This window comes from Brevibacillus sp. FSL K6-2834, from assembly GCF_038592925.1.
In the GTDB taxonomy this organism is placed as follows: Bacteria; Bacillota; Bacilli; order Brevibacillales; family Brevibacillaceae; genus Brevibacillus; species Brevibacillus borstelensis.
In genome coordinates this window covers 4,649,962-4,675,783 of sequence record NZ_CP151945.1, presented here as the reverse complement: position 1 = coordinate 4,675,783, position 25,822 = coordinate 4,649,962, and the positions used below count along the sequence as shown (strand labels likewise).

The 25,822-nt window shown below is 52.1% G+C and carries 25 protein-coding genes; 16 read left to right on the top strand and 9 right to left on the bottom strand.

Annotation, left to right across the window (positions count from 1 at the left end):
• The first annotated feature begins 14 nt into the window (after positions 1 to 14).
• The gene (locus tag NST96_RS22920; RefSeq protein ID WP_122958197.1) at positions 15 to 368 is read left to right on the top strand and encodes a DUF779 domain-containing protein; all 354 of its coding nucleotides are present in this window, start codon (positions 15 to 17) and stop codon (positions 366 to 368) included.
• 311 nt (positions 369 to 679) lie between these two features.
• Here the strand turns inward: NST96_RS22920 and NST96_RS22915 are convergent, their stop codons facing one another.
• Positions 680 to 1,057: a VOC family protein gene (locus tag NST96_RS22915; protein ID WP_003391708.1), complete on the bottom strand. Its 378-nt coding sequence runs from the start codon at positions 1,055 to 1,057 to the stop codon at positions 680 to 682.
• On the bottom strand, positions 1,029 to 1,181 hold the full coding sequence (locus NST96_RS22910; protein ID WP_155807957.1) for a hypothetical protein: 153 nt from the start codon (positions 1,179 to 1,181) through the stop codon (positions 1,029 to 1,031). Before NST96_RS22910 ends, NST96_RS22915 begins: the two co-directional genes overlap by 29 nt.
• A gap of 152 nt (positions 1,182 to 1,333) precedes the next feature.
• Here NST96_RS22910 and purU point away from each other — a divergent pair, with 152 nt between their 5' ends.
• Positions 1,334 to 2,233 carry a formyltetrahydrofolate deformylase gene (purU, locus tag NST96_RS22905; RefSeq protein WP_327926249.1) on the top strand — a complete coding sequence of 300 codons (900 nt, stop codon included), beginning with the start codon at positions 1,334 to 1,336 and terminating at the stop codon, positions 2,231 to 2,233.
• 329 nt (positions 2,234 to 2,562) lie between these two features.
• Here purU and NST96_RS22900 read toward each other — a convergent pair whose 3' ends face one another.
• Positions 2,563 to 3,186: a LysE family translocator gene (locus NST96_RS22900; protein ID WP_024983577.1), complete on the bottom strand. Its 624-nt coding sequence runs from the start codon at positions 3,184 to 3,186 to the stop codon at positions 2,563 to 2,565.
• Between the two features lie 382 nt (positions 3,187 to 3,568).
• On the opposite strand from NST96_RS22900, the gene NST96_RS22895 reads away from it, so the two are divergent.
• The 8 genes from NST96_RS22895 to NST96_RS22860 all read left to right on the top strand — a co-directional run bounded on the left by NST96_RS22895 (position 3,569) and on the right by NST96_RS22860 (position 11,698).
• Positions 3,569 to 5,749 carry a hypothetical protein gene (locus NST96_RS22895; protein ID WP_342404745.1) on the top strand — a complete coding sequence of 727 codons (2,181 nt, stop codon included), beginning with the start codon at positions 3,569 to 3,571 and terminating at the stop codon, positions 5,747 to 5,749.
• Between the two features lie 233 nt (positions 5,750 to 5,982).
• Positions 5,983 to 6,603 (top strand): pentapeptide repeat-containing protein, encoded by a 621-nt coding sequence (locus tag NST96_RS22890; RefSeq protein ID WP_122957766.1) that lies wholly within the window; start codon positions 5,983 to 5,985, stop codon positions 6,601 to 6,603.
• Between the two features lie 282 nt (positions 6,604 to 6,885).
• Positions 6,886 to 7,593, top strand: coding sequence for a polymorphic toxin type 47 domain-containing protein (locus tag NST96_RS22885; RefSeq protein ID WP_342404744.1), 708 nt, complete (start codon positions 6,886 to 6,888; stop codon positions 7,591 to 7,593).
• An 80-nt stretch (positions 7,594 to 7,673) separates the two neighbouring features.
• On the top strand, positions 7,674 to 9,179 hold the full coding sequence (gene istA, locus NST96_RS22880) for an IS21 family transposase (protein WP_023555239.1): 1,506 nt from the start codon (positions 7,674 to 7,676) through the stop codon (positions 9,177 to 9,179).
• Positions 9,176 to 9,904 carry an IS21-like element helper ATPase IstB gene (gene istB / locus NST96_RS22875; protein WP_023555238.1) on the top strand — a complete coding sequence of 243 codons (729 nt, stop codon included), beginning with the start codon at positions 9,176 to 9,178 and terminating at the stop codon, positions 9,902 to 9,904. The genes istA and istB overlap by 4 nt, the downstream gene beginning before the upstream one ends.
• A 186-nt stretch (positions 9,905 to 10,090) precedes the next feature.
• A complete protein-coding gene (locus NST96_RS22870; protein WP_024985374.1) occupies positions 10,091 to 10,522 on the top strand; it encodes a hypothetical protein in 432 nt (143 codons plus the stop codon).
• 130 nt (positions 10,523 to 10,652) lie between these two features.
• Positions 10,653 to 11,435 (top strand): hypothetical protein, encoded by a 783-nt coding sequence (locus tag NST96_RS22865; RefSeq protein ID WP_342404743.1) that lies wholly within the window; start codon positions 10,653 to 10,655, stop codon positions 11,433 to 11,435.
• An 11-nt stretch (positions 11,436 to 11,446) separates the two neighbouring features.
• Complete coding sequence (locus tag NST96_RS22860) at positions 11,447 to 11,698, top strand: hypothetical protein (protein ID WP_342404742.1); 252 nt, start codon at positions 11,447 to 11,449, stop codon at positions 11,696 to 11,698.
• 185 nt (positions 11,699 to 11,883) lie between these two features.
• On the opposite strand, the gene NST96_RS22855 is transcribed toward NST96_RS22860, so the two are convergent.
• Together NST96_RS22855 and NST96_RS22850 are read right to left on the bottom strand one after the other, a co-directional pair.
• The gene (locus NST96_RS22855; RefSeq protein WP_152562180.1) at positions 11,884 to 12,210 is read right to left on the bottom strand and encodes a hypothetical protein; all 327 of its coding nucleotides are present in this window, start codon (positions 12,208 to 12,210) and stop codon (positions 11,884 to 11,886) included.
• A gap of 231 nt (positions 12,211 to 12,441) precedes the next feature.
• Complete coding sequence (locus tag NST96_RS22850; protein WP_342404739.1) at positions 12,442 to 13,338, bottom strand: LysR family transcriptional regulator; 897 nt, start codon at positions 13,336 to 13,338, stop codon at positions 12,442 to 12,444.
• Positions 13,339 to 13,455: 117 nt separating this feature from the next.
• Between NST96_RS22850 and NST96_RS22845 the strand changes: the two genes are divergently transcribed.
• Positions 13,456 to 14,676 carry an MFS transporter gene (locus NST96_RS22845; protein WP_342404737.1) on the top strand — a complete coding sequence of 407 codons (1,221 nt, stop codon included), beginning with the start codon at positions 13,456 to 13,458 and terminating at the stop codon, positions 14,674 to 14,676.
• On the opposite strand, the gene NST96_RS22840 is transcribed toward NST96_RS22845, so the two are convergent.
• From NST96_RS22840 to NST96_RS22830, 3 genes are all read right to left on the bottom strand, one after another.
• The gene (locus NST96_RS22840) at positions 14,617 to 15,324 is read right to left on the bottom strand and encodes an alpha/beta fold hydrolase (protein WP_003391219.1); all 708 of its coding nucleotides are present in this window, start codon (positions 15,322 to 15,324) and stop codon (positions 14,617 to 14,619) included. The genes NST96_RS22845 and NST96_RS22840 overlap by 60 nt on opposite strands.
• Positions 15,325 to 15,535: 211 nt before the next feature.
• Complete coding sequence (locus NST96_RS22835; RefSeq protein ID WP_024985370.1) at positions 15,536 to 16,192, bottom strand: CoA transferase subunit B; 657 nt, start codon at positions 16,190 to 16,192, stop codon at positions 15,536 to 15,538.
• A 37-nt stretch (positions 16,193 to 16,229) separates the two neighbouring features.
• Complete coding sequence (locus NST96_RS22830) at positions 16,230 to 16,922, bottom strand: CoA transferase subunit A (protein ID WP_003391224.1); 693 nt, start codon at positions 16,920 to 16,922, stop codon at positions 16,230 to 16,232.
• Positions 16,923 to 17,211: 289 nt separating this feature from the next.
• Here NST96_RS22830 and NST96_RS22825 point away from each other — a divergent pair, with 289 nt between their 5' ends.
• The 5 genes from NST96_RS22825 to NST96_RS22805 all read left to right on the top strand — a co-directional run bounded on the left by NST96_RS22825 (position 17,212) and on the right by NST96_RS22805 (position 23,988).
• Positions 17,212 to 18,450 (top strand): efflux RND transporter periplasmic adaptor subunit, encoded by a 1,239-nt coding sequence (locus NST96_RS22825; RefSeq protein ID WP_024985369.1) that lies wholly within the window; start codon positions 17,212 to 17,214, stop codon positions 18,448 to 18,450.
• Positions 18,443 to 21,691, top strand: a complete 3,249-nt coding sequence (locus NST96_RS22820) for an efflux RND transporter permease subunit (protein WP_311068074.1) — start codon at positions 18,443 to 18,445, stop codon at positions 21,689 to 21,691. Before NST96_RS22825 ends, NST96_RS22820 begins: the two co-directional genes overlap by 8 nt.
• A gap of 123 nt (positions 21,692 to 21,814) precedes the next feature.
• On the top strand, positions 21,815 to 22,309 hold the full coding sequence (locus NST96_RS22815; RefSeq protein ID WP_342404733.1) for a VanZ family protein: 495 nt from the start codon (positions 21,815 to 21,817) through the stop codon (positions 22,307 to 22,309).
• 280 nt (positions 22,310 to 22,589) lie between these two features.
• On the top strand, positions 22,590 to 23,003 hold the full coding sequence (locus tag NST96_RS22810) for a S1 RNA-binding domain-containing protein (protein WP_003391231.1): 414 nt from the start codon (positions 22,590 to 22,592) through the stop codon (positions 23,001 to 23,003).
• Positions 23,004 to 23,175: 172 nt separating this feature from the next.
• Positions 23,176 to 23,988, top strand: coding sequence for a prolyl oligopeptidase family serine peptidase (locus NST96_RS22805; protein ID WP_003391235.1), 813 nt, complete (start codon positions 23,176 to 23,178; stop codon positions 23,986 to 23,988).
• On the opposite strand, the gene NST96_RS22800 is transcribed toward NST96_RS22805, so the two are convergent.
• Positions 23,985 to 25,808 (bottom strand): ATP-binding protein, encoded by a 1,824-nt coding sequence (locus tag NST96_RS22800; protein WP_003391236.1) that lies wholly within the window; start codon positions 25,806 to 25,808, stop codon positions 23,985 to 23,987. The two genes, NST96_RS22805 and NST96_RS22800, sit on opposite strands and share 4 nt — an antisense overlap.
• Positions 25,809 to 25,822 lie beyond the last annotated feature (14 nt).

The following is a 25,822-nucleotide window of genomic DNA, read 5'->3' as shown; positions in this document are numbered from 1 at the left end:
CGGAGGGCAAAGTGATGGTCCAAAAGGTAGTAGCGACTCCGGAAGCGCTGGTCTGGATCGACAAGCTCCGAGAGCAGCATGGCCCGCTCATGTTTCACCAGTCAGGCGGCTGCTGCGATGGCAGCGCTCCGATGTGCTATCCCCAAGGGGAGTTCCGGGTGGGCGATCAAGACGTGCTCCTCGGGGAAATCGGCGGCTGTCCGTTCTACATCGGAGCAGCGCAGTACGAATACTGGAAGCACACGCAGCTTATCATCGACGTCGTAGTCGGCAGGGGCAGCGGCTTTTCTCTGGAAGCTCCTCACGGCGTCAGGTTCCTCACTCGTTCGCGCTGTTTTACGGAGGAGGAAGGGCAGGGGGGAGTATAGCGGGTCGAAGGACAGGAGAAAGATCAGAGGATCTGATGTTTAAAAGAAATCTGGGTAATCTCACCATACTATGCGTGACTTATCAGATGGAAATCAATCTGAGGCAGGATTCAGGATTGAAAAGAACTTAGGTGGATAAAGGCTCCGGGACCAAGAAAGTCCTGGGGCTCTTTCATTTCTCCTTTGTAAAATTCAATCATTTGCCGGTCATAGAGGCGGACTCTTCCTTCATGAAGCGGCCGAAAACGAGCGAGCGTTCATCTTGAGAAGGTAGTTGAAAAACACACTGGTTAAGCACTTTGTTTTTTCAGCTATCGGCAAACCCCTAAAGGATTTCCGTCCGGGTCGTAAAAAGTAAAAAATCGGGTAGCCCCTTCACCGCCAATCGAATTGACTTTCACTCCCTGCTCAATCAAAAGCTGGTGAGTTTTTTCAATGTCATCCGAAATAAAGTTGTAGTATTTGCCTACGCCGAAGTTATTTTCGGGAAACTCCATCGGCTGGTGTTGTACCGTTTTTACAAGGCATACGACCGTTTTTGACTCATCTGAAATCTTCAAAACAGCCGCTTCCGCTTCCACATAAAGAAGTTTGAAGCCCAATTTTTCTTCGTACCACTTGGCAGATAATCCAGGGTTTTTGACCGGAATAAATACACCTTCAATCCCTTTTAACAGCGGTTGCGGCATTTTGCTTCTCCTCTTCGGTAAAATTTTTGTAAAAGATGTTCGCTTCAGCTATTTGGAATTCCTCTTTCAAACAAGCGGGAACGGGAGGTTTTTCAAATAGGTTTGTTACTTCTTCAAACAGCATCCTGAGCAGTTTTCTCCTTTTTCATCTCCTCCACTAAGGTTTGAGCAAAGCCTTCTTTTTGCATTCCAATCAAAAAAGTTCGCTCGGAGCATCAATGTCGGACATGATATAATGTCAAAAACATTTTCAAGCAAAGTTGGAGGAGTAGAACCATGCATCTTTTGTCAGAGAGAGAATGGCTGGCGTACCGGCAAAAGAACAAGGATCGGGCCCGCATGCTGATTTCCTGCCCCGATCGCGCCGGGATCGTCGCCGCTGTATCCCATTTCCTGTTCGAACAGGGAGCCAATATCGTTCAGTCCGACCAGTACACGACCGACCCGGAAACAGGCCGCTTTTTCATGCGCATCGAATTCGACGTCGTCAATCTGGCCGAGCGCTATGAAGCGATCAAGGAGTCGTTCCGCCCGGTCGCGGAAAGCTTTTCGATGGAATGGTCGCTGGTCGAGGCCAACCGACGCAAAAAAATGGCCATCTTCGTTTCCAAGGAAGACCACTGTTTGCTCGAATTGCTCTGGCTGTGGAAGTCGGGTGCCCTGCATGCCGACATCGAGGTCGTCATCAGCAACCATCCAGACATGAAAGAGACGGTGGAGTCCTTTGGCATTTCATATCGGCACATTCCCGTCCTCAAGGATCGCAAGGCCGAGGCGGAGGAAGCCCAGTTGGCCGCTGTGCCGGACAATGTCGACCTTCTGGTGCTGGCTCGCTACATGCAGATTTTGTCCCCGCGCTTCTTGCAGGAGTACCCGATGCAAATCATCAACATTCACCATTCGTTCCTGCCTGCATTCGTCGGAGCCAAGCCTTATGAACAGGCGTACCGCCGTGGCGTTAAGCTGATCGGAGCGACAGCCCACTACGTGACGGAGGAGCTGGACGCAGGCCCGATCATCGAGCAGGATGTGCAGAGAGTGACGCATCAGGAGGATGTGGAAACGCTCAAGCAGTTGGGGCGTCAGGTAGAGCGGACCGTGCTGGCGCGTGCCGTCGGCTGGCATCTGGAGGACCGTGTACTGGTGTATGGCAACAAGACGATTGTTTTCCCGTAACGGCCTCAAAGGATAAGGCGAGAAAGCGCTCCATCCGTGAGCTTATATTTTCGCAGATACAGAGAAGCTCCCATTCCAGGAAGGAAGGGAGCTTGCTATTTCGCCCTTCCTGACAGGAAGGGCGTTTACATTTGTTGGAAAAGCTTGGCTTGCGGTCGAACCATCTGCATTTCTTTTACGGCAAAAGACTGGGGTGGGATCAGGAAGCAGGAGACAGGAAACAAGCAACCAGCAACCAGCTTTCCCTTGGACGGCTGTATGCTGGAAAGCCTGCCGTTTCACTTCGTTTCTGACATGACAGTTACCGAATGTCAACTTGCCCCAGCGGTTTACGGCTGTTTCTCCAAGGCAAGCTTGACGCCGAATCCGAGCAGAGCCACGCCTGTCATCCCCTGAATCACGCGCTGTGTCGACGGTTTTTTCATCCAGGCCCGAATCCAGTTGATGAAATGGATATAAAAGAAGAACCAGATGACTGTCAGGACCGTATAGGTAAGTCCCATGGCGAGAAATTGCCAAAAGGCGCCGGTACCCGGCTTGACAAATTGGGGCAGGAACGTCAGAAAAAAGACGGCGACCTTCGGATTCAGCACATTGGTGAGAAAGCCTTGAAAAAAGTGAGATTTGTGCTTGTAGGCATTTTCGCTTGTCTCATCCCCGCCAGTCGCTTTTCTTCGCAGCGACCACAGGGAGGTAATCCCCAAATAGATCAGATAGATGGCCCCGACGTATTTGAAGATGGAAAACAGAAACGCTGACTTGACCAGGATGGAGGAAAGCCCGAGAGTAACTGCGAGCGTATGGATCATCAGCCCCCCGGCACTTCCCAGAACGGTTTTCATGCCCCCCTGTTTTCCTGCCGCCAGTGTATTTTGCGTAATCAGTCCTGTGTCTGGTCCGGGAAGGATGATCAGCAGAATGGACATCAGAATAAATAAAGAATAATTCTCCATACGAACCTCCCGCTGTGTGACTTTGGCGTTTATCATAACACGGAGGAGGAGTCGGATTCTATATTTTCCGACTTGTGAAAAATCTTTTTATCAGGATTGTCTTCACAGGAGCGCCTCCTGTCTTGAAAGTGGTATCAAAGAAGTGGCCAGCACTTCAGGCGTTCCAAATTACCTTCCATTAATCACAAAGAGAAAATGATTAATTGATTGTTAACTCCGGCCTTTTTCCTGTTTCGCAGGCATAAGAGCCCTCCTCTTGCTCCGTTGTACCCACTGGATTTTCATACTTTTGCTGCATGTGGCCTTTTCATCCAAATACTACCATATGGAAAAGAAACGATTGCAGAAAAAGGAATGTCCGGAGAAATAAGGAGGAGCACTGGTGATTCGGAAGCACTATTTGTTATTGATTCTGGCAATGATTCTTTGTCTGCCGCTGGCCACGTATGCGGCAGACAAGCCAAAGCCAAACATGCTGCGCGCAGATGAGCGAAATGATGCGATTTCGGGCGGAACAGCAAGAGCTGGGGCACCTCCCGACGAGCTGATGAGATTCAGGATCATGTACGCGACATATGCGGAAGGAATGTGGGACGGGCGGATACCGGGCCATTTGCGCGGGGATGGGGATGACCTAGGCAGAGGCGGAGACGACCGGGGCAAAGGCGGAGACAACCTGGGCAGAGGCGGAGACGACCGGGGCAAAGGTGGAGACAACCTGGGCAAAGGTGGAGACGACCTAGGCAAAGGTGGAGATGACCGAGGCAAAGGCGGAGACCCGGAGCACGGTACTCCAGCCCATGAAAACACCCGCGCTCCTTTTGATCCTACAGCCAGCGATCTTGACCCAAAAAGCGGCGACCCCGTTGGGAAAGGCGACGAACTGAAAGCAAAAGAGGGCAAGCCAGGCTTTTGGGATTGGCTGATCGGCGGAGCCTCCGAAGCGCTCGACAAAGGTTTGGAGCTTTGGGAGTCCACCGTGGATAGCGTAAAAGAAACAGTAAAGGACGCTATTGACACCGTCGTAGATACTGTGAAAGACGTCGCGACTACCGTCGTTGACGCGGTCGTCGATGCAGGAAAATGGGTTGCGGACCACTGGGAGGTCGTGTTGGTCACGACAGCAGGTGTCGCCCTCACCGTGGGCGGCGTGTTCTTTCCGCCGCTGCTGCCGTTTGGCGTCTCGATCCTGGTCGGCGAAGGGATATCCGGTGTGATCGGGTACGCCTTTGGCATGCGCGGCGATGAGCTGCTGCGGGAAATGGCGCTTGGCGGCGTACTGTCGGCAGCGGGCTTTGGTGCTGGCGCTTTAATCGGCAAAGCGGCCACGGCAGTCGCTCGCCTCAAACCGGTGGCAAATGCCCTTGGCAAAGCGTCCGCCTTGACGAGCCGGGCTACCAGCGCTGTCCGGACCGCCGTTGGCAAAGGAGCGCAAGCGGCAGGGGCGGCAGCCAGATGGGTGCGGCAAACCTCGGTTGGCCGTGCCGCAGCCCGCTTGGGGACCCAAGCAGGAAATGCGGTACGGTCGGCAACGAGCGCGGCAGGCAAGGCGGAGAATGCTCTTCGCAGCGCTCTGGCAAGCACAGCGAAACAAGCAGGCGGCGCTCTGAGAGCAGTTACAGCACGCATCGGGCAAACGCGCCTGGCCCAGAGCGCAGCGTCTGTGGCGAAGAATGTAAGAAGTGCCGCCAGCAGCGCAGGAAATGCCGTGAAAAACAGCAGTGTGTACCGGGCAGTGGCCAGCCTCGGACGAAATACGGGGAAAGGCATCGGGAAGCTGGCAAGCAACGTGGGAAGCGGCTTGCGAACAGTAGCGAAGACGACGGGCAGCAAAATGCAGTCCATCGTCCAGACTGTGAAAAAGACGGCACCTGTCCGGGCTGTCGCAGGCTTCACACAAAAAGCGGGCACACAAATCAGCCAGGGCTTCCGGCAAATCGGCAGTGCGATCTCCCGCAGTTTGGCAACGACGGTCCTGCGGAGCAAAACGGCGGGGGCTGGCGAAGGCTTTGCCGTCAGTGTGATGGATGACCGGGCGCGCGGGGAAAAGGTGAATTACCGCAAGGCGGTAATTGCTGCGGCCATCGGGGCGCTGCTGGTGACCGGCGGATCGATTGGACTAAACAAAGCGTATTCTACCGGGCAGGAAACGGCGCAGGCTGTGGTGAAGAGTGGTGCTGAGCAGGCCGAGGATAGTCTGAAGGCTGTGCTGCGAGGTGAGGGAACGGGCGACCCTTACGATCTTCTGAGACAACATGGCGTACCGACGACTTTGACGGATGAAGAGATTGCGGCGGCAAGAGCTGTGGATTTGCGGATGGAGCTTAAAGGGACAGATAATGGTGGTAGTAAGGTAAGCCTTTATGATGAAGCTGGAAATTATACCGGAGGAAGAACTCAGAAGGAACTTGACGATTTAGCAGGCGATCCTTCTCATGGTGGTAAAATTAGGGATCAAGGTTTGAAAGAAAGAGAGATAGGACTCGAGTTGGAGCAACAAGGCAAATTAGGGAAGATTATACGTGATCCACAAGGTAATGGTGGGGCAGAATTTATAATGTAAAATGGGATGTTAAAAGTTTCGTATCTTATCCGAATGGTCATACATCACCTAAGAAAGGGGCATTTACAGTAAGTAACGGAATGAAGGCTATTAATAAAGAACTGGATAAAAATTATAATGTAATTGTGGATACGCGTGACATGATTCCCGAACATGTTGCGCAATTAAAAGGGGCAGTAGAGGAAGCTGGAATATCAGATAGGATTATTTGGTATCCATAAGGGAGGTTAGGTATGACAACTGATAAAAGAGAAATTCTCGTTCAATTAGAATCGCACCGTCTTTGGATTGAAACTATTGGAGAACAAGGTGAAAAACTGGGTTTGGATGAGATAGATTTGCGAAATATGGATTTAACCCAGTACCCACTAGACCAAGCATATATTACAGCTTGTATCTTTGATGGCATGGATTTAAATCATAAAGATCTCTCATCATCTTTACTATGTTCATCAACTTTTATATCAGCAAATTTAGAAGGAGCAGATTTCTGTAAATCTAATGTTTCGTATGTGAATTTCACAAATGCCAATATTAAAGCTGCTAGACTTGCTGATAGTGAATGTATTGAAACGCTGTTTGTTAAAGCTGATTTATCAGACGCTAATTTAATAGCTGGTCTTTTTGATGAGACGGATTTTCGTAGCGCAATTTTAAGTAATGCTGATATAAGATTAGCTACGTTTGAAAGAGTATTATTAAAAGGAGCTAAATTAACTGGAATTCGGGGAATAGAAGAGGCGTTTATAAAAAGCATCAATATTGGGACGCCAGAACAACCAGTAATTCTAGTAGGTGAAGAAGCCAGGAAATGGCTACAAGATAATAGTTTGAATAATGAGAGTAGAATTTAAGGAATACACTCAGATACGCAAGCCCTTAACATCACTAAGGGTAGATCATACAATACGACTAACAAACCATAAAGACTTCCAAACACTTAATAAACTTTCAAAGGCTTATTCCAACTTACACCATGAGGGGGAAAGCCTCTTTTTTATATTGTCCATTGTTTTTTATCCATGCAGACAGTGAAAAAGACGGCACCTGTCCGGGCTGTCGCAGGGTTCACGAGAAAAGCAGGGACGCAAATCAGCCAGGGCTTCCGGCAAATCGGCAGTGCGATCTCCCGCAGTTTGGCAACGACAGTCCTGCGGAGCAAAACGGCGGGGGCTGTCGAAGGCTTTGCGGTCAGCGTGATGGATGACCGGGCGCGCGGGAAAAAGGTGGATTACCGCAAGGCGACGATTGCGGCAGCTATCGGGGCACTGCTGGTGACCGGAGGATCGATTGGACTAAACAAAACGTATTCTACCAGGCAGGAAACGGCGCAGGCTGTGGTGAAGAGTGGTGCTGAGCAGGCCGAGGATAGTCTGAAGGCTGTGCTGCGAGGTGAGGGAACGGGCGACCCTTACGATCTTCTGAGACAACATGGCGTACCGACGACTTTGACGGATGAAGAGATTGCGGCGGCAAGAGCTGTGGATTTGCGGATGGAGCTTAAAGGGACGGGGGAAGATTTAACTGGTAATAACTGGAAGTTTGATCCGGAAAAAGATGTAGATTTACGTGGGTCTGGCAAAACTTATAAAGATGGACTTGATGAAGCATTTAAGCGTACAGGTCTTTCTAGAGATCAATTTACAGTAACAAAGTGGGGGAAAGATATAAACGGAAAAAGTGTGCCTGTAGAGTGGTCAGGACCTGGAGGTGCAAGTGTAAACATGGATATACCAGAATGGAATAATGTTAAACCTAATGGAGCTTTGGGGGAAGGTGTTTATGGCAGGATAAAAGTGCAGAGAATTGCGGCGGAAAACTGCAGAGTTCCACCGCAATTCTGAGGCCATGAAAAAGGCACTTGCCAACATCCCCCTACAAAATCTACCCTTGGATTTGGCTAGAATCTGAGGGAGTGAGAGGAATGTTGAAAGTGCCACAACAACAGTATATCCGATTTTTGCGGGAAGTCGAAGGGTGTTCGATTCAGGAAATTGCGGAACGTGTCCAGGTGAATTGGCGAACCGCCAAGAAATATGCGGATCGCGACGATTGGAATGAACCGGTATGCAAGCGAAAAGGCCGCCATCCGGTGTTGGGACCGTACTTAGAGATTATTGACACATGGCTGGAGGATGATGAGCGTCTTCCACGCAAGCAACGCCATACAGCCGTCCGCATGTTTCAGCGGTTACGGGATGAGTACGGCTTCCCTGGCGGGCAGCGAACGGTATCCGAATATGTCTCCAAACGGAAGAAAGCCATGGCAGCCGAACGAGCCGAACATTTTGAGCGTTTGGAGCATCCAGGCGGGGAAGCCCAGGCTGACTTTGGGACGGTGTACGTGGTCAAGTCGGGAGAACTGGTGGAGCGGAAAGTATTGACCCTGTCGTTTCCGTACAGCAATGCCGCCTTTGTGTTCCCGGTTCCGAAAGAAAACACGGAATGCTTTCTGGAGGCCTTAGGGCGGCTATTTCAGCAAATGGGAGGGGTTCCTCGCAAGATTTGGTTTGACAACTTGTCCGCTGCTGTTGTGTCCATCCAGCAAGGCGGAAAACGAGAGTGTACGGAAGCGTTTCGGCGTTTCTGCGCCCATTACCGCTTTGAGCCCCTGTTTTGCAATCCATACAGCGGCCATGAGAAAGGCCATGTGGAAAACAAAGTGGGGTATGGACGCCGGAACTGGTGTGTTCCGCCACCGGTTATCGATACGCCGGAACAACTGGAGACGTATTTGGCGGAAGCTGCCCGTGCGGATATGCAGCGCCCTCACTATGTGAAAAAGCAAACCATTGCCGAGTTGTGGAAGCAAGAAAAATGCAAGCTGCTGACGCTGCCGACGACACCGCTGGAGATTTTCCGGCTGGAGACGTGCCACCTGAACAAATACGCTGAGCTGTCGTTTGACGCGGCTCTCTTCCCGTTGCCGCAGTGTCGGGCCATGCAGCCGGTTTTGGTGAAAGTCAAGTGGGATGTGCTGGAGGTGTTAACGGCAGACGGGACATACACCCCGATTGTGACATTGCCTCGTCCCTATACGGAGAAAGTCATTCCAGTAGATTGGAAGGCGGTATTGAAGAGATATGAAAAACGCCCGCGGGCGGTGATGTATTCTTCCTTTACCAATATGATGCCTCAGGCGCTCCAAACGTTTTTGACGGTGGAAGACATGAATGCACGAAAAGCACGAATTCGCCTGCTCCATCGATTGCTCGACACCTATACGTTGAAGGAAATCGGGCAAGTACTGGGAGAATTGTCGCATCAGCAAGAGCATCTGGCTGTTGCCTTGGAGCATGCCCTTTACGCGATAAAACACCCTGTTTTCCGCCCGGAACCGTTTTCAGAGTCGCATACACCCCCTGCCCTTCACGGGCAGATACCCATACTGGATGAGTACGACCGGATCCTGGGGGTGAGGGTGGAATGAGAGAAGAGCTGGCAAAGGTGTGCAAAACTTTGCATTTGGCGCATGTGATGGAAACCTATGAACAGGTGCCGTTTGAAGATCGGGAGAGCTTCTTGCTGGGAGTCTTGCGGATGGAGATTCAACGGCGGGAGGAGACAAAGCTGAAGCGACTGATAAAGAAAGCCGCGTTTCCCCAACTGAAGACACTGGAAGATTACGCTTTTGAGGCAGTCACCTTACCGGAAACATGTACAAAGGAGGGATTGATCGACCTACGTTTTTTGGAGCGCAAGGAAAATGTGCTGATGCTGGGAAAAGTGGGCACGGGGAAGACCCATCTGGCAACAGCGCTTGGCGTAGAGGCGTGCCGAAGGGGATATGCCGTTCGATTCTTCCGTGTTCCCGATCTGGTTGCGCTCTTGCAGGAAAAACACGCGAATGGGGCACTGATGCGGTTTCAAAAAGAACTGGCAGACTGTGAGTTGTTGATTTTGGACGAGGTTGGGTTTGTTCCCTTTCACCAAACGGGGGCTGAGCTGTTGTTTCATGTTATCTCGGCCTGCTATGAGAGAAACAGTGTGATTGTGACGTCGAATTTGGAGTTTGGGCAGTGGAATACGGTGTTTGGAGATACGCGATTGACGGCAGCCCTTGTGGATCGCCTCGTCCACCACGCCCATATTCTGGCGTTTACCGGAGAAAGCTACCGACTGCGCCATGCTCTATCCAGCATGAAGTCTTCCTAAATTCTTTTGTATTGATGTTGGCAGTGTTCTGCATAAATTGGCCGCCAAACTCTGCATTTTTGAGTTGCAAAATACAGGAAGGCCCTCATCAACCTCACATAGGTTATCAAACACCCGGAAAAGGCGCTAATAGAATTAGGGGACATATCTTTATAGATGATGTTCCAGCAACAAGGAGATGAGTTTATGAATGTTAAACCAAATACTCAGGAATTAGCTGAAGTTGGTAAAAATTTAGGTATAGAAGTAGTTATATTGGATGAGAAAGATTCTAAACAATACATTAACAGAGTAATAGACATTTTTACTCCTTTTAAAATTACGGGACACTTATCGATTGGGAAAGAAACTCTGACTATTCCGTTGGAGGGAAACGAGTTTTCATACTCAAAATACTTAAAGAGTGAACCTGCTTACATTTTCTTTGATCAAGAAAGTCGTGATAGGAATACAGTTGTTGTAGTAAAGGATGCCAAATTGGTTGGAGAATTAATGGAAAACTCATATGGTATGGAGTACTTTGTATCGAATGAAAAATCGGATTTCCTAATTGCTGTAAATTGGTATGTTATAGAGGTTGCTGGATCGGCAATAGAATCCCTAAATAAATTAAACTGAACTGGTGAATTCATACTTTCTATATCTAGACGGGGAAGAAAATGCAGATTAATTTTCAAAGGCGCATTCCAACTTGAACAATGAGAAGGAATGAGCCTCTTTTTATACCGAAATGCACCATTTTTTGACGATGAAAAATATGACGGCACCTGTCCGGGCTGTCGCAGGGTTCACGAGAAAAGCAGGCACACAAATCAGCCAGGGCTTCCGGCAAATCGGCAGTGCGATCTCCCGCAGCTTGGCAACGACGGTCTTGCGGAGCAAAACGGCGGGAGCAGGCGAAGGCTTTGCGGTTAGTGTGATGGATGACCGGGCGCGTGGGGAAAAGGTGAATTACCGCAAGGCGGTAATTGCTGCGGCCATCGGGGCGCTGCTGGTGACCGGAGGATCGATTGGACTAAACAAAGCGTATTCTACCGGGCAGGAAACGGCGCAGGCTGTGGTGAAGAGTGGGGCTGAGCAGAGTGGATCAAAATTCTTGTTACCTATTGATTTACAGTATTTTTCTTCCAAGGGGACGAGTGAAATTCAGACTGGTGGTAGAGAACTGTCCCTGAAAGAATGGCTTCGTCAAGAAGAAGAAGCTATCAAAATGTATGACTCAATAAGAAATTCTACATCAGATGTTAGTACCATTGCGAAGAATACTGGTATACCGGAGTGGCGTATTCAACGGATTAAGGAACATGTATTTATTAAAGAACATGCAAAATCAAGTGGGTATGGACGATTCGACCCTGATTATGAAATTGCTCAAGCATGGCAGAGGTTACAGAATGGTACACATACTCAAAAGGATATTGAACTACTTAATCACGAAATTTTTGAATCAAAATTTGAAGGTATTTTTAAGACGGATTACGAAAAAGCACATTCTGCCGCTGAAAAATCAGGGAGAGTATGGAGACCTTAGGAGGTATCAATATGGCGTCATTTGTACTATTGCTGAAAGATTATGAGGATGAGGAGAAGGTTGTTTATCATTTTGGGCCGAACGAGCAAATATTGGGAAAAATTGAATTGAACAAAAAGAGCGAAACTATTAGGGAAATTGAACCAGTATTAAACTCAACCCACGAATCGAAATTTTATTTTGACAGGGCGGCTCAAAGACTGGCTAGATGTTTGTATAAAGAAGGGGGAGTATTTCCAGATAAAACTACATTTGAGTCATAATCATTACTCCCTAGCATAGAGGGGCGGCTACCCAGTGCCGAACGAACCACTTTACCTCATCATCACCAACATAATCTTTGTTCTATCTGTAGGAAGTATTCACGAATATTGATGTACGTACAGAATGTTTGGAAAAAATATCCCTATTTAACGTAATAGCGTTACACGAAACAGGTCAATTATGGTCAGATACCGCAATAATAGACCTGTTTTTGTTGTCTTCGCTCAGCGGCGGCCATTGACACCGTTGTAGATACTGTGAAAGACGTCGCGACTACCACCGTCGTTGACGCGGTCGTCGATGCGGGAAAATGGGGCAGCAGCTCGTCGCCGCGCATGCCAAAGGCGTACCCGATCACACCGGATATCCCTTCGCCGACCAGGATCGAGACGCCAAAGGGAAGCAGCGGCGGAAAGAACACGCCGCCCACCGTGAGGGCGACACCTGCTGTCGTGACCAACACGACCTCCCAGTGGTCCGCAACCGGAGGATCGATTGATGTGGCTGACAAGTTCTATTTTAATCCAGAACAAAAGAAAGTTATTCAATAGCATAACAAAAAACAGGTCAATGATGGTCAGATACCGCCATAATAGACCTGTTTTTTGTTATGTTGATTTCCTGGCAGTTTTTTCAAATATGCTTGCAACTCTCTCCGTACATAAAGCGATAAATAGGATGAAAGGAACATCGTGCAACTTTTGTGTGGTGCCTGCAAAATCCAGCTCAGTCAAACTTAAAGCTAGTTGTCAACATTCCTGCCAAGAACCAGGTCAAGAAAGCGCGCAGCAATGGGACCAATCTCTTCATCCTCCAGCCGTGTACATATGTATACCGGACGCTCGATCTCAACGCCGGTAATACGGACGCGGCCAACCTCCCCTCGCTGCACCAAATCGCTGACAGCCGGTTCTGGTGCCAGCATGGCGCCATACCCGGCCTTGACGGATTGAATGGATTCAACCAAGCCGTGGTACTGCAGCCCGACTTTCGGCGGGGCGACCCCATGCTCCCGGCAGAGCGAGAACAGCTTTTCGCGTGTAGAGCTGCCCGTTTCTCTCAGCAGAAACGGCTCCCGCATCAAAACCTTCAGGGGAACCTCCTGACCGGCGAGAGGATGGTCGCGAGGCACGACAAACCAGTATTCTACATTCGTGATCAGCTCTTTTCTGACAGGGTGGTCGTCCCAGGACTCGTTCGTGATCACGGCGACGTCAGCTTGATTGCGGAGCAGGCGCTGGAGCGATTGCTGGGAATTGCCCGTGCGCATTTCCACCTCCACCTGCTCATAACGTCGTTTAAAAGAGGCCAGCCAGGCGGGAACAAAATACAGCGAGGGCAGAAAGGTTGAGGCGACCCGCAGCCGGCCGCGCATGCCAGACTTGACGTCTTCCCACTCCGCTTCCAGCTCTTTTTCCCAATCAAAGATGCGGCGTGCCCGCGCATACAAAAATTGTCCTTCCTGAGTAAGGACGATGCCTCTGCCTTTCGGGGCCAGGAGCCGTTTTCCCAGCTCTGCTTCCAGCTTGCGAATCTGTGCGGATACCGCCGGTTGGCTAATCGACAGGGAAGCGGCCGCAGTTGTCACGTTTCCTTTGGAAGCCACCTCGACAAAGATGCGCAGGGCATGCAGATTCATACGCTCTCTCTCCAATCATCCATTTTGTTTATGAATCAGGCGAAAATATGTATTGGAACTGATTGATTCTACCTCGTAGTGTATAGAGAGAAGACAGAGAAAGTAAAGGGGAACGGCATGGATCATTCAAGGAGTAGAGAAACAGGAAAAAAAGAAGTCGTCATGCTCTCAATCGTGACGGCTCTCTGTTTGTTGGGAGACTCGATGCTGTACGTCGTTCTCCCGCTGTATTGGAAAGAGGCAGGGCTGGAATCTCTTTGGGAAGTTGGGGTGCTTCTTTCGATCAATCGCCTGGTGCGCGTGCCGCTGAATCCGCTGGTCAGCAAATGGTACGAGCGCTCCGGCGGACGCTCCGGCTTGCTGCTGGCTGTCGCGCTCACCTTTGTCAGCACCGCTGCCTATTCGCTTCAAGGCTTTTGGCTCTGGCTGATCATGCGGGGGGTATGGGGGCTTGCCTGGACGTTTCTGAGGCTGGGGGCATTTGCGCTCATCGTGGAGGTCGCAGATAACGGCAACAGAGGGCATTTCATGGGGCTTTACAACGGATTGTATCGATTGGGCAGTCTGGTCGGGATGGTCCTCGGAGCCATTTTGGCGGCATGGGGCGGCATTCAGACGGCTGCGCTCGTGTTTGCAGGTGCCTCATTGCTTGCGTTTTTCCCGGTGCTTTTCTCCATTCGGCCATCGTTCGTGAAAGAACCGCGGATGTCTTCGGCCCCATCGTCTGAGGCTGTCTCTCTTTTTCGTTGGCCAAAGGGGATGGCGGCAACGATGTTGACCGGCTTATTTGTCGCGATGTGCTACCAGGGCATGTTTACGGCTTCCCTCAGCAGGCTGATTGAGCTTTTTCATCCGACGATGGTGATAGGCGGAATTCTGATCGGCTCGGCGGTGATCTCCGGAGCGGTGCAGGGAGCTCGCTGGCTGTGGGAACCGTGGCTGGCGCCCTGGTTTGGAAGGCTGTCGGATCGATACGGACGCGGCAAGCTGTTTGTCATTTCGATGCTGGCAACGTCCATTCTTTTCATCTGTGTCGCAGCGGGCCTGTCCTTGCCGCTTTTTTTGCTGGCTCTGCTTGGAATACAGGTAACCGCCACCATTTTGACCACAGTCATGGACACACTGGCGGCGGATGACGCGTCTCGCCGGGAAAACAGTTCGTCAGCGATGATGGTCTATTCGGTCATGACCGATTTGGGGGCGGCGCTAGGGCCAATGCTTGCCTTCTGGGTAGAGGAAAGGGCAGGCTTGCCGTTGCTGTTCACGGGCATGGGTGTCTCATTGCTTCTCGTTTCCCTCGGGTGGCGGAGCAGGAGAGTGCTCGCGTACCGCAGCTAGAACCCGGGCAATGGCGTCATCCCGGTCGGCATCGTGAAAAATCATATGACCGGAACGATCATACCAGGTGATATGTGGAGCGCAAGAGGGGGAAACGCTGCTGGCCAAATGCTCGGCGCTGCGAGCCTGAACAGTGTCATCCCGGCGCGACTGCAGCAGGACGTAAGGGATCGAAACCTGCGGCAGAATCGCTTTCGTCTCGGCAAGCAACTGACGGAACTGCAGCATGCTGCGGACAGGAATTTTGACCAGTCCCTGTACATACCTGCGCGAGTGGGAAGAAAAATCCTCGCGCAAATAAGCAAGCGCCTGTTCGACATCCCAGTAGGCGTAAGGCGTATTGATGGTAATCAAAAGCCGCGCCGGATAGCGGTGGACGAGGTTGATGGCGAGCAGGCCGCCCATGGAAAAACCGATCACGATGATCTCCTGGGCGCGCAGGGAAAGGCGTTTGTAGGCTTCGTCTGCGGAACGCAGCCAGTCCTTGCGCGTGCTTTTGGCAAGTACCCGTCTGTCCAGCCCGTGTCCTTCCAGTGTGGGGCATTCTACGTGATACCCTTCGGCGCGCAGAGCGTTGGCCAGGGGGAGTACATCGCGGATATCTCCAGCGAATCCGTGCAAAACAAGACAACCGACAGCAGGCATCATCGGGAATTCTCCTTTCCGATCCGGTAAAAAGCGAATGTTTTTCTCTTGTTATTATACACATAATGGAAAACCGCTTTTTGGTTTAGCGTAAGTACAAGGTCGGATTCATTTCTTCCGTTTGCCCGCTGACGGCGCGGCAGCCCCGTAGAAATCGCATCCATTTTGCCAAGAAAAAACCGCCGGGATATGTTCACGGCGGCTTTCACTTTGCCTAGACCTTGACTGTTTTTAACACGCTGGACACCAACAGCTTTGGCTGCGTGCAGGCCTGAATATCCTCCGGCGTGTAGCCTTCCGCTACTTCCACCAGCAGCAGACCTTCCGGGGTCACGTCCAGCACGGCCCGGTCGGTGATGATCCGATTGACCACTCTTTTTCCGGTCAATGGCAGGGCGCACTCGTTTAAAATTTTCGGCTCGCCGTGCTTGTTCACATGATCCATGATCACGACGATTTTCTTGGCGCCGTGCACCAGATCCATGGCGCCGCCCATGCCCTTGATCATCTTGCCGGGGATCATCCAGTTGGCGAGGTCGCCGGCAGCGGATACTTCCATCGCGCCGAGGATGGCCAGATCGATGTGGCCGCCGCGGATCATGGCAAACGATTCGGCACTGGAGAAGTAAGCGGCGCCCGGTATTGCCGTGACCGTTTCTTTTCCGGCGTTGATCAGATCGGGGTCTACCTCGGACTCAGTGGGGTAGGGACCGATCCCGAGCAGTCCGTTTTCAGACTGCAGCACGACGGTCATCCCCTCGGGAATGTAGTTGGCCACAAGCGTCGGCATGCCGATTCCCAGATTTACATAAAAGCCGTCCTGCACTTCCTGGGCGGCGCGCATCGCAATTTGTTCACGCGTAAGAGACATAGCGTTGTCCTCCTTCGTTCTTACTGGATGGCTCCCGTTATTGACGCACCGTTCTGCGCTCGATCCGCTTTTCAAAAGAGGGGGCCTGGATCAGGCGCTGCACGTAAATGCTCGGCGTGTGAATGTGATCGGGATCAAGCTCGCCCGTCTCCACGATTTCCTCTACCTCGACGATCGTTATTTTCCCCGCAGCTGCCATCATCGGGTTGAAGTTGCGAGCCGTTTTGCGGAAGACGAGGTTGCCCATCTTGTCTGCCTTCCACGCCTTGACCAAGGCGAAATCGCCTGTGATGCCATATTCGAGCAAGTATTCCTTGCCGCCAAAGTCGCGGGTCTCTCTGCCCTCTGCGACTGGTGTTCCTACTCCAGCAGGGGTGTAGAAGGCGGGAATTCCGGCACCGCCTGCCCGAATCCGTTCAGCGAGTGTACCCTGCGGCGTCAGCTCCACTTCCAGCTCTCCCGAGAGGAACTGCCGCTCGAATTCCTTGTTTTCGCCAACGTATGAAGAGACCATCTTTTTGATCTGCTTTTCCTTGAGCAAAAGGCCAAGACCCCAGTCGTCCACGCCGCAGTTGTTGGAGACGACAGTCAGGTCCTTCACGCCCTTGTCTCGCAAAGCAATGATCAGATTCTCAGGAATTCCGACGAGACCGAAGCCGCCGACCAAAAGGGTGGCTCCGTCGTGGATGTCAGCCACGATGTCCGCGTAGGACGTGTAGATTTTTGCCATGAAGCTCACTCCCACCATCAAAATTGAACTGCACACAGCTGAAAGCGTTGTCAAAAATGGAATCCCTCTGAAAACGGAGATGCTGCGAACTGAAAAGCGTGAGGATTTCCACTTTTTCTACTATAATAACAGGAAGAGTTACAAACGAGTGACGAACGCAGCCGGAGATTAATAAAGAAAAATAAAAAATGACAGAAAAGTGGTACAAATAATCCGACCCTTCTGTAAAATATATTTTGTCATTTTATGTTCATTTTAGGGAAAAAAGTTTTGAGCAGGAGCTGATGGAATGAAAAAATGGATCGGGCTCACGCTGGTTGCGCTGTTGCTGACGGGGTGCGGGAAGCTGAGTGAGAGCGTACAAAGTTTGAAGCGGCTGGAAGAAGAGACAGTCATCAAGGTAAAGACCGTAAACGCTTATACAGTTGAACCGCCGCAAGACGGATTGACACAGGAAATTTCCGGCGTGATCTCGCCTTTGAAAGAACTCTCGCTTTCATTTGCACGTTCGGGAAAAATCGCGCAAATATTTGTGCAAAAGGGCAGCGAGGTCAAAGCGGGACAAACCCTGGCTTCTCTCGATACGTCGGTATTCCAGCAGGAAGTGTCTGCCGCTCAGGGGCAAGTAGCCAGTGCCAGCGTCCGCCGCGCCAAGACCTTGCAGGGACCCGAGCAGCATGAGCTGGAGACGCAGCGGCTGCAGGTGGAAAAAGCAAAGCAGAACGCTGCCAAGGCTGCCGAAGAGCACGCCCAGGCACAGCTTTTGTATGCAAATGGCGCGATTGCCAAGGATGAGCTGGATCGATTGGCACTTGCCGACAGGCAGGCCGCAATTGCTTTCCAGGAACAGCAGATTCGCTATGACGAGCTGAAAAAAGGCGCCGACAAGCTGGAGATCGAAGCGGCCAACGCAGAAGTCCAGCAGGCCAATGTCCAGTTGACGCGAGCTCGTCAGGAAGCGGCTGACGCGGTGCTGAAGGCTCCTTTTAACGGAGTGGTTGCGTCGATTGCGCAGACCGAGTCGGAGCAGACCGGACCGGGAAGCGAAGTCATCCGTCTGGTGGATACATCGCAGTGGCTGGTCAAGCTGCAAGTGGACAGCGGGCAGATCGGCAGTTGGCAGAAAGGCAAGACGGTGGTGGTCAAGGCAGCGGACGGTACGGAGGCGGAGGGGGTCGTCTCCTTTGTCGCGCCTGTGATGGATACGGCGACCGGCACCTATCCGGTGGAAGTGACTGTCCGGGAAAAAGCGGACCACTGGAGAGGCGGAATGGCCGTAACCTGCGTCTACCAGGTAAAGACCAACAACTCCTTGTTTGTACCCGTCACAAGCGTAGGTGTTGCCGAGGAGTCCTACTACGTCATGAAAATTGTAGAAAACACGATTAAAAAGCAGCCTGTCAAGGTTGGCAATTTGTACGGAACCCATTACGAGGTCTTGGAAGGATTGCAGCAGGGGGATCAGATCGTCTCCTCCGGACTATCCTACGTGGTGGACGGCGAGGCGGTGAAGGTGGAAGATGAATAACCGGACGTTTGCTTCTACATGGCCTGCGTTGGCCAAGCTTTTGGCGCTGGTTTGTTGTCTTTTGGCCGTGGGGGCCGCGCTCCGCATGGAGATCAGGCTTTTCCCCGACCGGCCACTGCCGGAGTATACGGTTCGTTTTACCGCTTCAGGCATGAGCGCGGAGATGGTCGATGAAAAAGTGGCGAGACCCGCTGAGGAGGCGATCCGCTCCACAGGTCTCGCCCTGAAAATATCGGCAAGAGCACAGGCCGGTTCAGCAATGATCACGGTCAAGACACGCAACAGTCTGTTTGAGGACGACCGGGAAAAGCTGGAGAGCAAGCTGCGGGAATTGGCCGCCTCTCTCCCCGTAAGCGACTGGAAGCTTAGCCAGTCCAACCTGGCGGATGATCGCGTTGGCTACTATCTTGTGCATGGCTCCGATGTACAAACGATCTCTGACGCGGCCCGGTATGAAGTGGCCGAAAAAATCGGGGCGATTCCGGGAGTGGCGCGTGTGGAAGTAGACAATACCAGCCTCCGTCAGGAAATGGAGCTGGTATTCCGTCCATCGATGCTGCAGGTATACGGACTGACCCCCGGAGATGTGATCGGCCAGCTTCAGGGAAAAGCTGCCCGGGAACAAGTCGGCAGCGTCGGAACGGGAACGGATCAGACTCACCTTCAATGGTCTGCGGAGTGGACGAGTCCACAGGAACTGGGGAAACAGCTCATCTCTACCGAACGGGGCTACATCCCCTTGAAGACGCTCGTTGACATCCGCGACCTCAGAGGAAGCAAGGGGGAATCCGTGTACGTATACAGAGGAGAGCCTGCTGTCGGTATCACGGTGTACGGAGCAGCAGGCTCCCAGCTTCCCTCGATCCGGGCTGAAGTGATGAATACGGTCAGCGAATTGAACAATGCGGCGAAAGGGCGGTACCAGATTGACCTGGCGGATGACTTTGCCGCCAAATTGACCGCGGCTGTTCGCGATACAGGCTGGCTGGTTATGCTGCTCACACTCGGCAACGCGCTTGCTGTGGGCATCATCCTCCGCAGCCTGATGGCAGGAAGCCTGTCTCTTCTGTCCCATCTGATGGCCACGGGAGCCTTGCTGGGAGGCATGTGGCTTTGCGGCATACCGCTCACGCTCACCTCGATCGGGCCGGTTGCGCTGTTTGCCGTTTTGTTTGCAGGAGCGGGCGTACCGCTTTTTCACCGGATCGGACAGGAAGGGGTTCCTTCCCAGGAGAATTGCCTGAATCACGCAAGAGAGTTGATGAAGCCGGTCTTGCTTGCGATTGTGATTCTCGCAGCCTGCCTGACCGGGCTGATGACGACAGATATCATGAAGTCTGCTGACCTGCCGCTCCTGCATGACGTGCTGCCGGTAACGCTGATCGGTACGGTGGTAATGCTGGGCGTCTACGGCTTTATCGTTCCGATCCTGATTGCTGCCTGGCTTCCCGAAGGTTTTGGACCAGCACGTCAGGGGAGAGGCGGCAAGTGGACAAAGTATCTGGTTTCCCGCTGGGAGCGAACCGTCGGGCAAAGATTTTTGCCATTTGGAATAGCGTTGGCTGTCTCCTTGATTGCAGTGGTTCTGTTTCATTCATTTGTGCCGGTCGATCCGTACAGCAAAACAGACGGACATAAAAAGACACTCTCCCTGGCGATGATCAAGGGCAGCACCATCGATGAAGCCATGCAGGCTGCCAAAGCAGCGGAAGAGCGTCTGCTGGCTCTCGAGGAGGTACGGGATGTCTATACGGTGGCGTCCAAGGAAAATCTAATTTTCCATCTTCAGCTGGAAGAGAAGGACGAATGGACGCGGACCCGCATTGACCTGGAAAAAGAGCTGGAGAAAAGCTTGAGGGAGATTCCCCGTACCGATCCGTTTGCCATGGTCGTCTCGGATGATCAAAAGACCCGCCTGGAGGTCACGGTAAAGGGGCCGTCTCTCCATACGACCAAAGGCATCGCGATGCAGGTCGTCAGCTTTTTGCAGGAAATGCGCTGGCTGGATAAAGACGGCAAGGAAATCATCACGGATGAGCGTCTCGGTTCCGGTACGACAGGTACGTATATCGCGATCAAACCGAAACAGGATGTGCTTGCCCGTTACCGCGTGACGGAGGCCGAAGTACGGCGGCAGATGGAGAGCTATCTTGGAAAGCAGACGGCGGGAAATATGACCTGGAACAGCCAGAGCGTTCCGGTGACAGTCCGCTTTCCCGACAACTGGATGGAGCATGCCGACCAGGTCAAAAACATCTTGATCCGCACTCCGGCGGGAGCCGTTCGCCTGCAGGAGCTGGCCGACTGGTCGCTTACGGATGAACCGCCTGTTTATCAGCGAGAGGACGGCGATTACGTATTTCTGGTAAGCAGCGCCGTTTCCGTACAGAGTTGGATTGAGGGCATCTCGTACTCGATTTCGCACCAGATGGAGGAAGAAACGCCGATTCCGGAGGGGTATCGCATTTTAAGCGCTTCCGAATTGAAAAAAGAGCAGGAAGAGGCAACAAATGACACAGACGCGACCGGACGTTTCCTCGCCGGCTTTGCCGCCATCGCGACGATACTAGTGGCAAGCATGCTGCTTCTGCGCAGAATGCGTGACGGTATCATTGCGCTTGCCCTTTTGCCTGTGCTGTCCGGCGGCGTGATGTTCGGCCTGTTGCTGTTTGACCGGCCGCTGAACGTGATGGGCTTTTACGGCATTGCTGCCGCGGCCGCGATCATGGTGCAGCAAGCCGTGATCTTCCTGAACCGGCTTGCTGAAACAAAAGAGGACGCTGAAACGCTTCTGGATGGAATCAGAGCCCAGGCTGCGAGGTCTGTCCCGGGTCTGATCAGTGTTTTCGCAGCGCTGACAGTTGCCTGCCTGCCGTTTGCCTGCGGACTTGGCAACGGGGATGATCTGCACGCGCCCTTCGCGGCTGCTCTTTTGATCGGAACGCTATTGGCCATCTACGCCGTCATCGTTCTGACACCGGCCATCTATCTCGGTTCCGAGTATCGACGATTGTACAGTCAGCCATTGAGCGTTCCCGCCATCCGGCAGCATCTGCACACCTGGCGGGAAAATGAAAAGGTGCGCCGTCTGGATAGCCGAGGTCGGAAACGAAAGAGTCCGGACGGGCAGCCTTACTCGTATGAAGACTCGGTGCAACAGCCGGCTTCGGAGAGACCGAGAGAGCTGTCCAAAGAAGATTTCTTGCCCTTGTCGGCTTCGCCGCGAGATGCCAACCAATAGCGGTTGGCATTTTCTCGTTTTCACAAACAACTTGCATGCTGGCGGCAGACCGCTGCTATATTTTGTTATGATAAAAGAAAGAAAAGCAGCATAAGACAGGCAGCGGCGGTAAGGAGGAGGCAAGTGGGAAGAGCGAAACGAGTGCTTGAGATCATCCTGCTGGTGGGCATACTTGCGGGATTGTTCATCTCATCATCGACACCGTACGGGAAGCAGGATATTCGCGGTACGATTTCAAAGTTTGTCGATGAAGGGACGGCTTCAGAAAATTGGCAGGATTTTTCCTTTCAGTATGGAAAAAAAGAGATCAGTATTGACAATAATGGAGTAGCAGGGGTTATTGAGTTCTTTCTCCGCAAGGGAACGCATTTTTCTGTATTTGCCATTTTGGCGGCGGCGTGGTATCGGGTATTGCGTCAGCGCTTGACTGCTATGGTGGCTTTGCCCTGGAGCGCTTTTTTAAGCCTGGCTGTGGCCGTGCTGGACGAATGGCATCAAACGTTTACCCCTGACAGGACCGGACAGGTCGCCGATGTAGTCCTGGATGGGATCGGCGTGTGTACGATGCTGCTGATCATTGCCGTATGGTCGCTTTGGAGAAGCCGAAAAACAAGGTGATAAAATGGCAAAGTGTTATCCATCCTAGGATGAAGGACAGACTGGAGGAAAAGATGGGAGTGGAACCAATGATTGCATCTGCTGCCAAATAAAAAAATAGCGGAGATCGGAATAGCAGGAGCATTCTACCGATCATCCCAGACGGGGTAAGCTGGTAATAGAGCGTTCCTAGAAAGAATAGGCTTTTCAGTCATTGATTATCTCTGCTATACTAATGTAATGAGGCTTCTAGTAGAGGTTCTCACCATTTTTGGGAAATGATAAAAGGAGTGCAAACTGAATGGCAGTACAAGTGGGAAGCATCATCGAGGGAAAAGTGACAGCAATTAAACCGTTTGGGATGTTCGTAGCAGTCAGCGAAACCGAGCAGGGGCTAGTCCACATTTCCCAAGTAGCAAACGGTTTTGTCAAAGATATCAACGATCACTTTTCCGTAGGAGATCAGGTCAAAGTAAAAGTCCTCTCCATTGATGATGCAGGTAAGATCTCGCTTTCGGTTCGCGCCGCACTGCCTGCGCCGGAGCGTCCAGAGCGTGAAGAGCGTCGCGGGGGTGGATTTCGTGGAGGCGACCGCGGGGGCAATTCAAGACGCGATAGCGCAGCTTCCTTCGAGGACAAGATGAAAAAATGGTTGAAGCACAGTGAGGAGAACCTTGCTACGATCAACAAAAAGAACGCAAAACGCGGCTACTAGGGCCTAACCATATCAGAGCAGGAAAAAGACGGGAGCACCCGTCTTTTTTTCTTGTGGGGAATCTAAAGAGGTCCTCAGCAGACAGTATATAAGAAATGGTTGTCGCAGTCTTTGGCTGATTTGATCGGGGCTGACGCCAGCTTCGAGGATCAGAAAGGAGAGGGAGAGTAAAGTGGAAGCAGAAACCGCCTGCAACTATTTGGAGCCGTTTGTAGAAGCTGTCCCGGAGCTTTCTGTTGAGCCCGGTGTCCGTCTCTACACAGTCAGCTATTACAGTCAGGGACTTCTGGTCAAAGCGGCGCTCGCTGTGCCCGATGCCCAGTTGGGGGAATGCCTGCCCGCGCTGCTTTATTGCCGCGGGGGCATCAAGGGGGTGGGCAAGGTCCGGCCGGAGCGGATTAGCCAGATGGCCTCGTTTGGCTATGTCGTGCTTGCCCCTCACTATCGGGGCAATGAAGGAGGAGAGGGGCGAGACGAGTTTGGCGGTGAGGATCGGCACGATGTCTTTTCCGCTTATGAGCTGCTCTGCCGGATGCCCGGTGTAGACAGCGGGAGGATCAGCGTCTATGGCTTTTCACGAGGCGGAATTATGGCGCTTCTGGCGGCGATCGAGTGCCCAGGTCTGCGCTCTGCGGTTGTGTGGGGAGGTGTATCCGATCTGTTTTTGACGTACGAGGAGCGCATTGATTTAAGGAGAATGCTTCGCCGTGTGGTCGGCCACCCACGCAAGCAGGAAGAGGCCTACAGATGGCGCTCGCCGATTTTTCGCGCAGCGGAAATTAGCTGTCCGGTATTGATCATCCACGGTACAGAAGATGGGAATGTCGGAGTTGAGCACGCCCGGCGCCTGGCCGATGCGCTGAAAGCAAACGGAAAGCCCCATGAGCTGTGGCTGGCGGAGGGTGCCAGCCACTTGTTCAAAGGAGAAGTACTGGAGGCGTACACGAGGCGGATGTTTGACTGGCTGGCAGCTCCTCGGGCCTAAGCGCGTCCATGGCGGCAGAGCGGCAGGGAAATGACAATTTCTGTTCCCTTGCCCGGCTCGCTGAAGATCTGCATGCTCCCGCCGTGGTTTTCAACCATGCGGCGGGAGATGGGCAAGCCAAGTCCCGTTCCCTCTTCCTTGAGGGAGAAGAAAGGATCAAAGATGCGTACCAGATGCTCGGGAGGAATGCCCGAACCGGTGTCGGCCACGCGGATTTGGACAGTCGAATCAATCACCTTGCTTCCGATGCAGAGCGATCCCCCGTGCTTCATCGCCTCGATGCTGTTCTTCATCAGGTTGAGCAAAATCTGCTTGAGCTGCTCGACGTCAACCTCCAGCCGCGTATCTTTTTCCAGCAGGTCGACGATTTCAATTCCGTGCAGGGCAGCTTCGCCCTTCATCAACGGCAGGATGGAGTGCAGCACCTCTGTCAGCGACACCTCGCGATAGTTGGGCTCCGACGGCTTGGAGAGCATCAAAAGCTCTGTCACGATATGATTGACCCGTTCGATTTCCTGCAAGATCAAAGGGAGGTAGTGGCGGTCTCTTTCTTCCTCAGGCAGCCTTTGCTGGAGCAATTGAATAAACCCGTAGATCACAGTCAGCGGGTTTCGAATTTCGTGGGCAGCGCCTGCGGCCAGTTGGCCGACCATCGCCAGTTTTTCCGACTGGTGAAGGTAATCCTGGACTTGCTCTTGTTCGGTGATGTCAGAAAAAGCGACCATCCATCCAGCTTCCTGGTCGTGCTGATTCCGCAGCGGCACGTAGGAGACAAGCGCAGTAAATGGCGTTTCATTCTCGCGATAGAGCGAGATTTTCCGATTTTCAAACCAGGGTGTCTGCTCCCCCGGTCCGCCACTCCAGAGGTCGGGGTCTTTGGTCATGGGGAAATGACTGGAATCCAGGCGGACGAGTTCTTTTGCTTTTTGGTTGATGTGTACCCATTCCGAATGAAAATGGCGGGTAATGACGCCGACCGGGAGGGAGTTGAGAATCTGCTCTCTGACATTCTTTTCTTCCTCCAGCACCTGTCTGCGGGCTTCGTCCTGCTGGAACAGTCGGGCAATGCTGGTCGACATTTTGTTAAACTCCTGCGCCAGTTCATGAAATTCATCTTTGGTGTCGTAGACAATCTGCTGGCCGAATGTTCCTTTGGACACTTCCCGGACTTGTTCGATCAAAGACCGGATTGGACGCAGCAGCTCTCTTCGGAAGTAAAACGTGCAAAACAGTCCGAATAAAATAGAAGCGACAGATACGCTGTACGTCAGGATCAGGGAAACCTTCAAGGTCTCATTCGTTTTCTGAAATTCCTTGTTCGTCTGGTACTCCAGGCGGTTGAGGGAATAGGTCAGATGCCGTTCCAATTCGTTGATTTTTGGCTGCACGTCTGTCTCAAGTACATAGCTGACAGCCGTTACGTTGCCTGCTTGCAGCAGGGGATTGATTTTGTTCAAGAAGATGAAATCGAGCTGCGAGATCAAATCGATGACCGTGAGCAGCTCACCGTTTTCTTCCGTTTTGGGAACAGAGGAGAACCGGGCACTGTTGACAAGATTTGTGTAGTATTGATCAAGGAAAGATGGCTGTCGCGTCAAGGTGTACATTTTCAAGGCATATGTCTTCAGGTAGAGCTGGTTTTTCACATCCAAAAGAGCACTGGCCTGAGGAAGAACATTTTGGGTCAGATGCATCTCATCGGATGTCACCTTGGTCATCTGGTAGCTGAACAAGGTCGTTACACACCCGATCAGCAGCATCATGACCAAGTAGCTGAGCATGATTTTCTTCTGAAAACCTAAGCTGCGAAACGGAGACATCATGTCTATCCTCC

What these genes read in the sequence shown, in the direction of transcription:
- NST96_RS22920 (WP_122958197.1), top strand. Translation starts at nt 15, where the DNA reads ATGGTCCAAAAGGTAGTAGCGACTCCGGAAGCGCTGGTCTGGATCGAC.
- NST96_RS22915 (WP_003391708.1), bottom strand. Translation starts at nt 1,057, where the DNA reads ATGCCGCAACCGCTGTTAAAAGGGATTGAAGGTGTATTTATTCCGGTC.
- NST96_RS22910 (WP_155807957.1), bottom strand. Translation starts at nt 1,181, where the DNA reads ATGCTGTTTGAAGAAGTAACAAACCTATTTGAAAAACCTCCCGTTCCC.
- purU (WP_327926249.1), top strand. Translation starts at nt 1,334, where the DNA reads ATGCATCTTTTGTCAGAGAGAGAATGGCTGGCGTACCGGCAAAAGAAC.
- NST96_RS22900 (WP_024983577.1), bottom strand. Translation starts at nt 3,186, where the DNA reads ATGGAGAATTATTCTTTATTTATTCTGATGTCCATTCTGCTGATCATC.
- NST96_RS22890 (WP_122957766.1), top strand. Translation starts at nt 5,983, where the DNA reads ATGACAACTGATAAAAGAGAAATTCTCGTTCAATTAGAATCGCACCGT.
- istA (WP_023555239.1), top strand. Translation starts at nt 7,674, where the DNA reads ATGTTGAAAGTGCCACAACAACAGTATATCCGATTTTTGCGGGAAGTC.
- istB (WP_023555238.1), top strand. Translation starts at nt 9,176, where the DNA reads ATGAGAGAAGAGCTGGCAAAGGTGTGCAAAACTTTGCATTTGGCGCAT.
- NST96_RS22870 (WP_024985374.1), top strand. Translation starts at nt 10,091, where the DNA reads ATGAATGTTAAACCAAATACTCAGGAATTAGCTGAAGTTGGTAAAAAT.
- NST96_RS22865 (WP_342404743.1), top strand. Translation starts at nt 10,653, where the DNA reads ATGAAAAATATGACGGCACCTGTCCGGGCTGTCGCAGGGTTCACGAGA.
- NST96_RS22860 (WP_342404742.1), top strand. Translation starts at nt 11,447, where the DNA reads ATGGCGTCATTTGTACTATTGCTGAAAGATTATGAGGATGAGGAGAAG.
- NST96_RS22850 (WP_342404739.1), bottom strand. Translation starts at nt 13,338, where the DNA reads ATGAATCTGCATGCCCTGCGCATCTTTGTCGAGGTGGCTTCCAAAGGA.
- NST96_RS22845 (WP_342404737.1), top strand. Translation starts at nt 13,456, where the DNA reads ATGGATCATTCAAGGAGTAGAGAAACAGGAAAAAAAGAAGTCGTCATG.
- NST96_RS22840 (WP_003391219.1), bottom strand. Translation starts at nt 15,324, where the DNA reads ATGATGCCTGCTGTCGGTTGTCTTGTTTTGCACGGATTCGCTGGAGAT.
- NST96_RS22835 (WP_024985370.1), bottom strand. Translation starts at nt 16,192, where the DNA reads ATGTCTCTTACGCGTGAACAAATTGCGATGCGCGCCGCCCAGGAAGTG.
- NST96_RS22830 (WP_003391224.1), bottom strand. Translation starts at nt 16,922, where the DNA reads ATGGCAAAAATCTACACGTCCTACGCGGACATCGTGGCTGACATCCAC.
- NST96_RS22825 (WP_024985369.1), top strand. Translation starts at nt 17,212, where the DNA reads ATGAAAAAATGGATCGGGCTCACGCTGGTTGCGCTGTTGCTGACGGGG.
- NST96_RS22820 (WP_311068074.1), top strand. Translation starts at nt 18,443, where the DNA reads ATGAATAACCGGACGTTTGCTTCTACATGGCCTGCGTTGGCCAAGCTT.
- NST96_RS22810 (WP_003391231.1), top strand. Translation starts at nt 22,590, where the DNA reads ATGGCAGTACAAGTGGGAAGCATCATCGAGGGAAAAGTGACAGCAATT.
- NST96_RS22800 (WP_003391236.1), bottom strand. Translation starts at nt 25,808, where the DNA reads ATGTCTCCGTTTCGCAGCTTAGGTTTTCAGAAGAAAATCATGCTCAGC.